This is a genomic window from Gemmobacter nanjingensis (assembly GCF_014652195.1).
GTDB classification, from domain to species: Bacteria; Pseudomonadota; Alphaproteobacteria; order Rhodobacterales; family Rhodobacteraceae; genus Gemmobacter; species Gemmobacter caeni.
This window is the reverse complement of record NZ_BMYI01000016.1, coordinates 19,974-32,312: the sequence shown is the minus strand read 5'-3', so window position 1 is coordinate 32,312 and position 12,339 is coordinate 19,974. Positions and strand designations below refer to the sequence as shown.

Here is a 12,339-nt window from a genome sequence, read left to right as displayed (position 1 = left end):
CAGCTGGCATCCTGCAACGCGTGGTTCTGGAGGCGGTCGCGGATTTCCTTCGAGATCCTCGCCTTGCCGGTCACCGTCTTGAATGTCCGGCGCAGGTCCTTGCCTCAATTTAGCAAGGAAGACGTCCACCAAACATGGGGCTATTCACCTTCCAGCCTCACGGAGCGACGCAGCAATATCGCTGATCGAGCGAAACAGGACCAGTTCATCATCTCTGGTAGGCTCAAATCCTCGGCGCTGCCAGAATTCGGCAGCCTCCCCGTCGACGGCGTTGACCATCAATGCCCGCCCACCGATCAGCGATGCGGCCTGAACGCACCGTTGGAGGGCGTGCTTCACAAGGCCAGTCCCGATACCCAACCCGGCCGAGCCGATATCGGTCGCGAGCTGACCAAGCAGCATGCAGGGAATTGGATTAGGCGGCTGTCCCGTCCGGATGGAGCGCGGTAGCACCGATGGCACAACGGCTGTTGGTGCAAGGCCGTAATATCCCACCACACGCCCTGCCTCATGCACGACGAGAACGGCGGTAAAGCCCTTCTGCTGATTGGAGAGCGCGCGGGTCTTCAGCCAGTGGTCGAGCGTCGGCTTGCCACAGGAAAACTGGGAAACATCGTGGGCGGCGGAAAGCAGCTCGGGTCCTGAAAGCAGCAAGGGATTACTGTTTCGCTGCGTAGCCGGGCTCCCACGGCGCAGGCCGCTTAAGCACTTCAACCATCTCCGGAACAGGAGCAACCGGACGCGACAGCACATCCATGAACTGGGCAAAGCCTTCCGGGCTCATCCGGATCAGGCCCTGCTCCATGACGACCTCCTCGGCCGCGCGCACAGCGGCGTCGCGCACGAAATCGGTGCGCGAGCGGCCGCGCAGGCTGGCAGCACGATCGATCATGGCAACATCGGCCTCGGGCAGACGCATTGAGATCGGATATTCCTTGCGTTCGGCAGTGTTGGCCATGGCGATTCTCCTTGGTCGGAAGATGGCATCTTGTATCTCTAAATACAATACGATAAAGTCGCATCCACAAGCAACAGCTTCCGATGGGGTAGTATCGAGGCGAAAGATGACGGCGACAGCGATCGATTCCGACAGGTCATTTCACTATGCCACGGCTCGCCAGACTACGCCCCCGCACGCCATGACACGCGTCGGCATACTGATCGCCGCCGAATGTTCGCCTGTAAATTCCATTGCTTATGCCGAGCATGGGACGAATGCTGTCAGTTATGACCTTGCGAGCCCCACAAAACACAGCAAAGATTACAGGAGCCGAGCGCGAAGCGCTGCTCGAATCTTTGCTGCTGGACGAGCCGGAGTTGACGTTTACGCCGCGCGGCATTCCCGACCCTCGCCTTCTGCGTCTGGTCGGCATTCTGGCAAAGCAGGCGGCACGGGAATGCTTTGCAGAGGAAGTGACGTTATCCAGGCAAAGGAGGAAGCGCACCTCCTGATGCGGATAGGAGCCATGTTTTGAAAGTCGCGATCTACGCCCGTTATTCTTCCGACAATCAACGCGACGCTTCCATCGCCGACCAACTTCGCATGTGCCGCCTCCACGCCGAAAAGCAAGGCTGGCACGTCGTCGAAGAATATACCGACCACGCAATCTCTGGCGCTTCGCTGATCCGTCCGGGTATCCAGGCTCTGATGACCGACGCCATGGCCGGTCGTTTCGACGTGATCCTCTCAGAGGCAATGGATCGCCTCTCGCGTGATCAGGAAGACATCGCCGGAATCTTCAAACGCATGTCCTATGCGGATGTGAAGATGTTCACCCTGTCGGAGGGCGAGGTCAGCCATCTGCATGTCGGCCTCAAGGGCACAATGAATGCCCTCTTTCTCAAGGATCTTGCCGACAAGACCCGCCGCGGCCAGCGCGGCCGTGTCGAGGCTGGCAAATCGGGTGGCGGCAATTCCTATGGTTACGATGTGGTCAAGAAGCTGGACGCCAATGGCGAACCCATTCGCGGCGACCGCACCATCAACGAAAACCAGGCCGCCGTCGTTCGCCGCATCTTCCACGACTACGCCGCCGGCAAGTCGGCCAAGACCATCGCCTTTGCACTGAACAAGGACGGCATTCCGTCCCCTTCGGGCGGCGACTGGGGTTTCAGCACGATCAACGGTAACCCGAAGCGTGGCAACGGCATCCTCAATAATGAGATGTATGTCGGCAAGATCGTCTGGAACCGGCAGCGCTTCGTAAAGGACCCGAACACCGGAAAGCGGCAGGCGCGCCCCAACCCGGAATCGGAATGGGTCATCCAGGAGACGCCAGAGCTCCGGATACTCGACGACGATCTCTGGAATGCCGTGAAGGCACGGCAGGAGAAGAACAAGCTCACCCGCGACGACAACGGAAGCACAGATGTCCGCACCGTCAATCATCGGCGGCGCCCCAAATACCTCTTCTCGGGCCTCACCAAATGTTCATGCTGTGGTGGCGGGTACTCCGCGATCTCGGCAACGCTGATCGGATGCTCTACAGCTCGAAACAAGGGCACCTGCGACAACCGCGTCAATATCCGTCGCGACGAGTTGGAATCGCGCGTGCTGAATGCGCTGCGCACCAGACTCGTTGACCCCGAGCTGTTTGCCCATTTCTGCGAGGTGTTCACGCAAGAGATGAACCGCCTACGAATGGAAGGCCGCGTCGGTATTGCCTCAGCGGAAGCCGAGATCGCGAAGATTGATCGGGAACTCGAAACCCTTCTCAACCTGATCCTTAAAGGCGGCGCTGCAGACGCTCTCAATGCGAAGATGGTGAGCTTGGAAAAGCGGAAGAAGGAACTGGAACTGTTCCTGGCCGAAGCTGACGAGCCGCCGCCCCTGCTGCACCCGAGCATGGCGCTGCAATACCGCAAGCGCATCCAGCAGCTCTACGAGTCGCTTCAGGATGAAGAAGAGGGCAAGCGGGTAGAGGCAGCGGACACCATTCGCTCGTTGGTAGATCAGATCGTGCTGACGCCTGTTGAGGGCAAGGTGGAGATCGACGTTCAAGGCGATCTTGCTGGAATCCTTACGATTTCTACGCAAACGAAAAACCCCGCCTCGGGGGCGGGGTCTTCGCAAGTAAAGATGGTTGCGGGGGCAGGATTTGAACCTGCGGCCTTCAGGTTATGAGCCGAAGTCCACGCATTCACGCCAGCCCAATCAAATCAACGACTACGACGCAGGCATTTGAATTCTTTGAACTACTCGATGCTTCTCGACGGATGAAGACGGATTTCGACGGAAGTGGAAGCACCAAAACTGACGCCACGGGTTGACCAAGCGTTGACAAGCGCTCTCGTTCGATCCGCCTAAGTGCAATCGCATGAATGTCAGTGCCCGGCTAGCTCTCTTGGTTCGTTTGGATCTATCGCCAAACGGTCGAACAGCAGCGCGACGTAGTCGAGCTCGTTAGCGAAGTCGCTGCTAGCCATGATTTCTTTGCCCAGAAGGGCCGCAGCACCGCCGGTCGAAACGATAGGCAAGACAGCAGCGCCTTCGGCCAGCTCAACGAACAGTCGATACTCATCGAATATTCCCGCCATGCCTCCAGCGAAAACTGCAGCTTCAAACTCATTCTCAGAAAGCATACGCCGCCTCATCACCGCGAGACTCTGCTCTCGATCACCGTTCACAGCCTCGGTCACGATCACGTTTCCAAAACGATTGTTCTCCTCCGGAAAATCGTCCTGAAAAAACTCGCTTTGGTAGAGCGTAATCCATTTACTGTAATCAACATTCAGAGCCTCCGCATAAGCCCAAACCATGGGCGTTATGGCCGGGTGTCCGCCCCATACGATAGGACGGCGCCCTAGTGCGACAAAGAGAAGTGCACTGACCAAAGCGGAAATCGCTGCTGTATCGCCTTCCCCCATAAAGTGCTTCGCACTTGGGTCAGGCACACCTGCCGAAAGGAAAATCGACCGATGCTGTCTCATTCATCCCACTCCACCAGTTCCCAGCCCGCATCCGAGACCTTCAAAGTGCGCACTGAAGATATCTGGGCGTCCAGCCAACGCAGGTGCTCGATCCAAGCGGGACGTATTCCAATGTGATTGTAAACCAAGCAGGGAAACCTGCCATGGCCAGCCTTGCCAGCTTTGTCTTGAATGTCGTTCAGCATCTCTGCAGTGGGCACACCCACCATCGGATAGGCCTCCAACCTGCGACCGCCAGGTAGCGTCAAGCTTACCGAACGGTAAGCACCGATGCCCTCAAATTGACCGCCTATTCGAACCACTTCGCTCTTAAGTCGTCCGACGAGATCGAGGTGCCGGGTCGCAATGCTGCGGCTTCGAAGCGCCTCGGCTTTCTTCGCAATGAGCGCCAGGAGTTCTGGTCGAAGCCTATTACTTGCATCGAGATCGTCCGTGGCAAGCCGAACTGTGTCGCTCAGCGACAGATGTCGCGATCCGCTGTGTTCAGGCCAGACGATACGGAGAATCTGGATACCAAGAGCTTGCGAGCGCCCGAGTTCTTGCGCTGTCCACTTGCTTCCAAAGTAGTCTTTCGTGTCAAGCATGACGGTTACGTCACAGTCTGACAAACGATGCCACAGCATTTCTTGGAAAGCTTCGGCCGGACGGATGTCGTGGGTGTCCAAGAATACGTCAAAGCCCCGACTGGACAGCTCGTCGAAAAGCTGAAGAGCTGCCTCACGAGAGTCAGTTCGCCGGTAGCTGATGAAGATACGGCGCTGCCGATGCAGAAGTCCCAAAACCTCAAGAGACACTGATGCAAGAGCCTCCAGAGTGTCATCACCAACATCAATGAGGCAAGCGTTCGTGTGTGCAATTTCGTGCGGCACTGCTGCAGTGACAGACTTGCCCTTTTCAACAACGGGCACGATGGGCACTTTTGCTGCCTCGAGTTGATTTACTGCATCGACGTCGACCGTAGGGTCGCCACCGAAGTACAGTGCTACTGTCGCGGCTTTTGGGCTACGCTTTTGAAGGTCCACTGTTGTCAGTATCGAAAGATCTTCTGGAACGTCGAGTGACATGACTTTCGCCACATCTTCAAGCTGCTTAGTAATTGCCGCGATCTGGTTTGCTTCGGGTGAGCCGATGATCAATACTTCATAGAGCGCCATTGAAAACCTATCTTGAAAGCCCGTCCTCCGTGATCGCTCCAACGAAGGACACGACAAGTGGCAATCGAGAGCCGAAGCCACTTAGAGTTGCCGCTCGCTGGCCATAGCAGTGCAGGCATCTAAGCACCTACTATTGGATATTTCGCCGCGCTCATCCACCTGATCACACTGATACTGTCATGTTTTGCACGCAAACCGACACTCTTGGCCTACTGACACACATTGCGACAATAACATCACGCGTTAGGTGCCGACACCGATCCTAGTTTGCATTCCGAATCTTGATCGCCTCTTCGACAGCAGCCGAAAGGTTGTTAGAGATCCAGTCGTAGCGTGCTTTGCTGTCGGCACCTTGCGGATCATAGCACTTAACGATTGACGACAGCATTTTTCCAGTATTTCCGTACCCAATATAGTCGAAGGGATTGTTTCCTTTTGCAGTCGTGTTTCCGTTCACGTCCTTGATCCCGTGGACGTAAATTCCCACAACCCCTTTTCCATCATCCCATGACTTGATGATCTCGTGATTGATCCACTTCCTATTAGCCGTCTGAGACCCAACGAGAACAATCGTGCAGGTACGACCCGCCATCTGATCTGCAATCCATTTCTTGATTGCTGCATCGCCTCCTTTGGTTACTGTCTCCCAGTCGTTATCCGAGGCTGGTTTGTTGCCCTCGATCGCACCAATATTACGCACCGTCGAAGCGCGCCAATTATCGGGAGAATAATGGAAACTATAGAAACACTTCCGAGCCAACCTAAGTCCCTCCTGCACGACGCGATTCTCAACTAGAGCGAGCCTAGTTGAGCTGCGCAAACAGGTAAAGCGGGTGGCCTACGCAGTGAGTGCATCCGGCAGACGCTGGAACTCTTGATCCGCGAATCCAGTCCATCGTTAGTGCAACCGTGCTCTCACCCCCTATCGCTTTGAACCGCAAACCCGGAACGCCCCTCCCCGCCCCAGTTCCACCTTCCGCCTGTATTCCGGCCGCCGCCCCATGCTCCGACTTGATAGTGGCGCGGGTCTACGCCTGTGTCGTCGGGCAAGGAGGCGGAATGGATGGTCAAGCGACTGAAACTGAATGAAAAAACCCTGCGCGAGGCGGAACCGAAGCCCGGCGTCAGCTATCAGATTTTCGACACGGAGGTGATCGGCTTCGCCGCCCGGGTGCAGGCCTCGGGCGCGCGGACCTTCACCATCGACTACCGGTACGCCGGGCGGCAGCGGCGGATGACCATCGGGCGCTGGCCGGAGTGGAGCGTCACGGCCGCGCGCGAACGCGCCAAGGAACTGCGCCGCGCCATCGACGAAGGGCAGGATCCTCTGGCGGCGCGCGACGAGCGGCGTGGGGCCCCGCGCGTCACGGACATGATCGACCGCTACATCGCCGAACATCTGCCGAAACTGGCGAAGACCAACGCGGGCGACCAGGTGTCGATGCTGAAGAAGATGGTCGAACCGGCCTGGGGCAACCAACTGGTGTCGGAGATCACCAAGTCCGACGTCGCGAAGTTCCTCGATTTCGTGGCCGAGGGTCGCCCCCGCCCCTGCAAGGCGAAACCAAACAACCGGGCGCGCAAGCTGCAGGGTCACAAGCCCACCCCGATCCGCGCCAACCGCATGGGCGAGGTGCTGCGCAAGATGTTCACGCTGGCCGTGGAATGGGAATGGCGGACGGATAATCCGGCACAAGGCTTCCATCGGCGCATCGAGCATGCCCGCGAGCGGTTCCTGTCGCCCGAGGAGCTGACACGGCTGGCATCCGTGCTGGATGCCGCCGAGGATCAGCGCGCCGCGGCGATCATCCGCATGTGCATGCTGACCGGCGCCCGGGTGGGCGAGGTCCGGACGGCCCGGTTCGAACAGTTCAACCTCGACTATGCGATCTGGTCGAAACCCGCCTCGACCACCAAGCAGCGCAAGATCCATCGCGTCCCGATTTCGCAGGACGTCGCGGCCATCGTGCGCCTGCGCCAGCACGCGGTACCGCGGGGAAACCCGTGGCTGTTCCCCGGCGACACCATCGGCCAGCCGGTACGGGAAATCCGCCGCTTCTGGGCAAAGGCACAGAAGGACGCCGGACTGGCCGACGTCCGCATCCACGACCTGCGCCACACCTTCGCCTCGCTCCTCGTCAGCGGCGGCGCGTCGCTGGAAATGATCGGCAAGCTCTTGGGCCACAGTCAGATGCAGACCACCCAGCGCTATGCGCACCTGATGGACTCCCCCCTGCGGGCGGGCGTCGACACGGTGGCCAGCCTCCTGCGCCCGCGGCCGCGCCTTGTGCATGACGCAGCGCAGGACGGGACCGACCTGCCGAAATCAGCCTGAGCCTCACACGGTTTCCTCGCCGCGAAGCTTGCGCCAGAGCGAGGTAAGCCGCTTGCGGATGGTGCTCTCATCTGGCACCTCGCCCGACTTCGAGTTCTGCACGAACCAGTCCTGCACCAATGTGACCAGCGCGGTTTGGGTGTCGGGCACGCCCTTTTCGAACAGGAACCACGTCAGCCACGCGTACATCGCGTCCCAATCGTAGCGCGGGCTGGCCCCGATGGTGGAAGCCGGGCGCCGCAGCAGATCGCGTTCCTCCTCGAATGCCTGCAGTGTTCCGGAGTCCAGTAGCAGGTCAGAGGAGCGGACCGGCACACCCTCGGCCGGATCGGTGATCTTGAGCCAGGTCTTGCTGCCGAGCGGCATGACCCGCCTGAGCCGCGCCTGCTCGTCGCTCGGCCCCATCCGCCGGAACATCCCCATCAGTTCCGCCATCGGCACCTGAACCATCCCGGCCACTGTCTCGTCGCCGCAGAGGACCGGAGGGATGCCCGCCACCACATGCAGATGGCCCGCCGCCGCCCAGCCCGCCACATCGGCCGGGTGACAGCCCCAGCGCACGGCGATTTCGTAGATCGAGAAGAAGGCAACGGGCGGAAGCGGCATGAAACAATCTCCTTTCAGACGTGCTCCATCGATCGGCCAAGGCCGTCGGCGCGCGGGTTACAAATGACCCATCGCGCGAGGCGCGCGGGCCTACGGGGTGGAGAGCACGTCGTCGAGGAAAACCGCCTGTACGCCAGAGCCACACCGTCACCGGCGCAGGCATCCGACTGTGTTCGTCTTTTCGATTCTTATGGACTGCTCAGCCAAAAGTTTACGCATCCAGAAGGCGAGCGCGCAACCACAAACCTGTGATGCGCCACCCGAACAAAGAAAGAACATGTGGATATCGTCGAGCGCCTGCGGAACCCGACCGGAACATCCCATTCCGGCAATTCCGCTCCCCTGAAAAGCGGCGAATCCGTCCGAAGGCCGGTCAAATCGCCCTCCCCGTAGGGAACGGTGATGCACGCGCATACATCGCCGCCCGGAACCGCCTTGGATGACGGGCGCGGAGGTTTCTGCCTTGGGTGGCCCGGACTGGCAAGAGCCAAGAAAATCCAATGAAACATGGGGTGGAACGAGGTGGCGCCCCTCTATTCCACCTTCCGCCTGTCTTCCGGTCCTCGCGCTCTGCTTCGCTGAACCGACCCCCACCAGAGGGGCGCCGCGCGAATGGAGCAGCCGATGAAGGACATTCAGACCGATCTTGACGAGGATATCCCCGACCTCCTGGCTGACTGGATCAGCCGGGAGCAGCTGGCCCGGGCGCTGGGCCTGACGGCAGACACGCTGTCCCGGTGGGAAGCCCGCCGCCAAGGGCCGCCCTGCACACGCATAGGTCGAAAGACCTTCTACCGCCGCGCCGCCATTCAGGAATGGATCCGCGCGCAGGAACAGGCCCATCCGGTGCGCAAGACGCGGGGGCGGTCGTGACCATGCAGCACCGTAGTTCCGCTTGGCCCGCCGACCGCGTCGCCGAGGCCCGCGCCGTCATCGCCGACGTCGCGCATCACAGCGATCTCCTCATCCGGCTCGCCTGCAACGTGCTTGCCCAGCATGGCGAGACCCCGGGCGAGCGTGCTGATGCCCAGCGCCTGCTGGTGGTCGTTGACGCACGGCGGCCGGTGCGGCGCGCCCAGCGCGAGGATCAGGGGAGGGCCGCGCGATGAAACGCCGCGGCACTCCCGAGGCCGACCTGCAGCGCGCCGTGGTGCAGGCGCTGCGCATCGCTCTGCCCCGCACCGCCATCATCCACCACTGCGCCAATGAGGTGACCGAGGCCGGGCCCCGCGGGGCCAAGCGCCAGGCGATCTTGGTGGGCATGGGCGTCCATGCCGGGTTCGCCGATCTGATGGTGATTTTCGACGGCCGCATCCTGTTCCTCGAGTTGAAGGCGCCGAAGGGGCGATTGCTGCCGGAACAAGAGGCGTTCCGCGATGCGGTGCAGGCGCAGGGGTTCGGCTGGGCGCTGGTACGCAGTCTCGACGACGCGCTGGGCGCGCTGGCCGATCGCGGCTTCACCACGCGCATAGCACCAGCCCTGCGGAGACCCGCGCCATGAGCCACGAGGCCACCAACTGGGCCATCAAGCAGCGCGGGCTGAAGCCGACGACCAAGATCGTGCTCTGGCACCTCTGCGACCGGTTCAACCCGGACTACGGCTGCTTCCCCTCCCAAGGTCGGCTGGCGCATGACTGCGAGATCAGCCGGTCCACGCTGAACGATCACCTTGGCCAGCTCGAGGCGGTCGGCCTGCTGCGGCGCGTGCCGCGTCTCGATCCCGTGACCAAGCGCCAACTGCCGACCCGCTACATCCTGGGGTTCGAGCCAGGCTTTACACCTTTGGCTGTGGTGCCGTGTCCGGAAATCGGACACGGGGCGTGCACCCATGCAGAAATCGCCGAGATGGCAGAGGGTTCGCAATTGGATGCCGCGGCCGTCGCCCTGCCGTGTCCGAATTTCGGACACGGGGATTGTGCCGGAGCCGTGTCCGATTTTCCCACCGAGCCGTGTCCGGAAAATGCCGAAAGCCGTGTCCGGATTTCGGACACTAACCCTGTAAGGGAACCTCTAAGTAAACCAGTAAAGGAGGAGGAGGGCGCGCAGGCGCGCGCGGCGATTTCCGATGAGGTTTTCGGGGACCTGCTCGGCGCGCTGAGCCTCGATCCCGCCGCCCTGCCCGGCTGGTGGCAAGGCTGGCCACCCCGGCTGCACGTTCAGCGCTGGCGCGACGAGCTGGGCCTGACCGAGGCGGAGATCATCGCCGCGGCCGAGGCCTCCCGCCAGGAACACCCCGAACCGCCAGACGGGCCGAAGGCACTGGACCGGGCGATGCAACGGGCAGCCCAGCGCAAGGTCGAGGATGTGGGCCGGAAGCGCAGGACGTCCAAAACACCCCCTGCCCCGGCGGCAAAGCCGATCACCGACCTGCCCGCCTTCTACGCCGATCTGGTCAACTCCGACCGCTACCTGCCGGTCAGCGCGATCAGCAACACGATGCGCGACGCCATGTTGGCGAGGGGACTGGTGACGGCCGAACGCCTGCGTGAGCGGGGAGTGCGGTGAATGGCATGGTGCTTCGTCCCCGGCACGGATTGTCCCTCTGCGCAGGCGGCGGAGGCCTTGATCTGGGCCTCATGCTCGCCGAGCCCAGCTATCACACCCGCGCCTTCGTCGAGTGGGAAGACTGGCCGCGCACCGTCCTCCTCGCGGCCCAGCGCGCGGGGTATTTCGCCCCGGCCCCGATCTGGACCGACCTGCGCAGCTTCGACGCTCGCCCCTTCTGCGGTGCGTTCGATGCTGTCCTCGCAGGCTATCCCTGCCAGCCCTTCAGCGCGGCCGGAAAGCGTGGCGGCGCCGACGATCCCCGCCACCTCTGGCCCGACGTCGCCCGCGTCATTGGCGAATGTCGCCCGGAATGGGTCTTCCTCGAAAACGTCGCCGGTCACGTCACCCTCGGCCTCGAGACCGTCCTGCGAGAGCTTTGGGCAATGGGCTACTCGCCTGCGGCGGGCCTCTTCTCGGCGGCAGAGGTCGGCGCGCCGCATGAGCGGCTGCGGATCTTCATCCTGGCCCACACCGATGAGCCTGCATCCCGGCACCGGCCGCTACAACCCGGCCGGGAACAGCGACTTCACCCGCAAGGCAGAGGCCTTGGCGCTGGGTATCGCGAAGGCCCTGCCCAACCACTGGCCGACCCCGGCGGCGCAGAACTGGAAGGGCAGCAGCGAGGCCAGCATCACCCGCACCGACGGCAAGTCCCGGATGGACCTGCTGCACTATCGGGCGGAGCAGGGCTTCACCCGCCCGGCCCCGGCGATCTCGCCGGATGGGCGACGGTCCTCGCCGCACGCCCCGATCTCGCGCCCGCTCTGGGCTTCGATGATTGCCTCGCATGGGCGCGCCGTCTCGCGGCGGATCCTGAAGGGCCGGTCGCGGCGGCGGCTGAACCCGCTCTTCGTCGGATGGCTGATGGGCTGGCCCATCGGGCACGCGCTCTGCGGCTGCTCGGCAACGGAGTTCACCCTCTGGCAGCAGCACATGCGTGGCGCGCTCTCGCAGCTGCCCATGGCCTCGGGCCCGTGGATCTGGCGGCCGACGGATGCAGCCCAACGCCCAGCGCAGATGGATTTCCTTGAAGGATTGCAGCCATGAGTTTCCACGGCCGCGTCAGCGGCACCAGGATCAAGCGCGCGCTGGGCGTGCAGGCGGCGCTGGAATGGGCGTTCCGGGTGGAACAGGCGCAGCTGGAACTACCCCTGCGTCAAGACGTCATTGAGGAAGGTTTCGGCTTCGGCCTCGAATACGTCCTGCTGCAGCGCGCCGTGCTAGGCTGCAAGATCGACGGCGGCCAGCACAAGATCGGTGACTACACCCACGAGGACGCCGAGGTGATCGCCGCTACCGTCGCCAGGATCCCCGACAGCCTCGGCGGCAAGCGCATGGCGATCCGGGTCGCCGAACTGGCCCGCGCCGGGCTGACCCCGGACTGGATGCCCGGCGCCGTCCCGCGCTGCGTGCCGACCATCGTCAAGCAGAACCAGCACGGCACGCACGCGGGCGCCATCGTCGTAGGTACCGAGCGCGTCCGCGTGCGCGGCCCGGGCGCGCGCGCCACGTGGAAGACCGTCGATATCCTGGCCTGCCCCGTCACCTTCTCTCCCCACCCGCAGCAGATCGACGCTGCCCGTCGCGGCTATGACGACTGGTGGCAAGCGCTGGGCTGGGTCCGCGAGGGACTTATCGCGGGCGGGATGCTACGCGAGGTCGAGGTGACGGTGGCGATGCCGAAGGCGCGGCCGTGGCTGAGGTAAGGGGATCGTAGGCTCGAAGAAACTGATTGGCCTGCGCGCAACCTGTAGCAATCATATCCTA

The 12,339-nt window shown here is 62.1% G+C and carries 15 protein-coding genes and 1 pseudogene; 10 read left to right on the top strand and 6 right to left on the bottom strand.

From position 1 onward, the window contains the following. Positions 1 to 144: 144 nt before the first annotated feature. Entirely contained in the window at positions 145 to 654 is a 510-nt protein-coding gene (locus IE126_RS19845) for a GNAT family N-acetyltransferase (RefSeq protein ID WP_015740123.1), read from the bottom strand. A 4-nt stretch (positions 655 to 658) separates the two neighbouring features. Further along, entirely contained in the window at positions 659 to 958 is a 300-nt protein-coding gene (locus IE126_RS19840; RefSeq protein ID WP_066478980.1) for a type II toxin-antitoxin system TacA family antitoxin, read from the bottom strand. 257 nt (positions 959 to 1,215) lie between these two features. On the opposite strand from IE126_RS19840, the gene IE126_RS19835 reads away from it, so the two are divergent. Both IE126_RS19835 and IE126_RS19830 read left to right on the top strand, forming a co-directional pair. Continuing rightward, positions 1,216 to 1,452 carry a hypothetical protein gene (locus IE126_RS19835; RefSeq protein ID WP_229825708.1) on the top strand — a complete coding sequence of 79 codons (237 nt, stop codon included), beginning with the start codon at positions 1,216 to 1,218 and terminating at the stop codon, positions 1,450 to 1,452. Between the two features lie 19 nt (positions 1,453 to 1,471). Next, positions 1,472 to 3,124, top strand: coding sequence for a recombinase family protein (locus IE126_RS19830; protein WP_189381960.1), 1,653 nt, complete (start codon positions 1,472 to 1,474; stop codon positions 3,122 to 3,124). 200 nt (positions 3,125 to 3,324) lie between these two features. On the opposite strand, the gene IE126_RS19825 is transcribed toward IE126_RS19830, so the two are convergent. The 3 genes from IE126_RS19825 to IE126_RS19815 all read right to left on the bottom strand — a co-directional run bounded on the left by IE126_RS19825 (position 3,325) and on the right by IE126_RS19815 (position 5,862). Next, positions 3,325 to 3,930 carry an SLOG domain-containing protein gene (locus IE126_RS19825; protein WP_189381959.1) on the bottom strand — a complete coding sequence of 202 codons (606 nt, stop codon included), beginning with the start codon at positions 3,928 to 3,930 and terminating at the stop codon, positions 3,325 to 3,327. After that, on the bottom strand, positions 3,927 to 5,084 hold the full coding sequence (locus tag IE126_RS19820) for a toll/interleukin-1 receptor domain-containing protein (protein ID WP_189381958.1): 1,158 nt from the start codon (positions 5,082 to 5,084) through the stop codon (positions 3,927 to 3,929). The genes IE126_RS19825 and IE126_RS19820 overlap by 4 nt, the downstream gene beginning before the upstream one ends. A 262-nt stretch (positions 5,085 to 5,346) precedes the next feature. Next, the gene (locus IE126_RS19815) at positions 5,347 to 5,862 is read right to left on the bottom strand and encodes a TIR domain-containing protein (protein WP_229825706.1); all 516 of its coding nucleotides are present in this window, start codon (positions 5,860 to 5,862) and stop codon (positions 5,347 to 5,349) included. Positions 5,863 to 6,147: 285 nt separating this feature from the next. Here IE126_RS19815 and IE126_RS19810 point away from each other — a divergent pair, with 285 nt between their 5' ends. Next, positions 6,148 to 7,419, top strand: a complete 1,272-nt coding sequence (locus IE126_RS19810; protein ID WP_189381957.1) for a tyrosine-type recombinase/integrase — start codon at positions 6,148 to 6,150, stop codon at positions 7,417 to 7,419. A gap of 3 nt (positions 7,420 to 7,422) precedes the next feature. On the opposite strand, the gene IE126_RS19805 is transcribed toward IE126_RS19810, so the two are convergent. Next, positions 7,423 to 8,025 (bottom strand): hypothetical protein, encoded by a 603-nt coding sequence (locus IE126_RS19805; RefSeq protein WP_189381956.1) that lies wholly within the window; start codon positions 8,023 to 8,025, stop codon positions 7,423 to 7,425. Positions 8,026 to 8,649: 624 nt separating this feature from the next. Here IE126_RS19805 and IE126_RS19800 point away from each other — a divergent pair. The 7 genes and pseudogenes from IE126_RS19800 (at position 8,650) to IE126_RS19775 (ending at position 12,278) form a co-directional block, all read left to right on the top strand. Continuing rightward, complete coding sequence (locus tag IE126_RS19800; RefSeq protein WP_052176218.1) at positions 8,650 to 8,898, top strand: helix-turn-helix transcriptional regulator; 249 nt, start codon at positions 8,650 to 8,652, stop codon at positions 8,896 to 8,898. A 2-nt stretch (positions 8,899 to 8,900) separates the two neighbouring features. Further along, entirely contained in the window at positions 8,901 to 9,134 is a 234-nt protein-coding gene (locus IE126_RS19795) for a hypothetical protein (protein ID WP_189381963.1), read from the top strand. Next, entirely contained in the window at positions 9,131 to 9,526 is a 396-nt protein-coding gene (locus IE126_RS19790; protein ID WP_189381955.1) for a VRR-NUC domain-containing protein, read from the top strand. The genes IE126_RS19795 and IE126_RS19790 overlap by 4 nt, the downstream gene beginning before the upstream one ends. Then, the gene (locus IE126_RS19785) at positions 9,523 to 10,530 is read left to right on the top strand and encodes a helix-turn-helix domain-containing protein (protein WP_189381954.1); all 1,008 of its coding nucleotides are present in this window, start codon (positions 9,523 to 9,525) and stop codon (positions 10,528 to 10,530) included. The genes IE126_RS19790 and IE126_RS19785 overlap by 4 nt, the downstream gene beginning before the upstream one ends. Positions 10,531 to 10,535: 5 nt before the next feature. Next, positions 10,536 to 10,997 (top strand): annotated as a pseudogene (locus tag IE126_RS26400) (DNA cytosine methyltransferase); the annotation flags it as partial. Positions 10,998 to 11,046: 49 nt separating this feature from the next. After that, positions 11,047 to 11,619, top strand: coding sequence for a DNA methyltransferase (locus tag IE126_RS26035; RefSeq protein ID WP_229825699.1), 573 nt, complete (start codon positions 11,047 to 11,049; stop codon positions 11,617 to 11,619). Further along, entirely contained in the window at positions 11,616 to 12,278 is a 663-nt protein-coding gene (locus tag IE126_RS19775) for a hypothetical protein (RefSeq protein WP_189381952.1), read from the top strand. Before IE126_RS26035 ends, IE126_RS19775 begins: the two co-directional genes overlap by 4 nt. Positions 12,279 to 12,339: the final 61 nt, after the last annotated feature.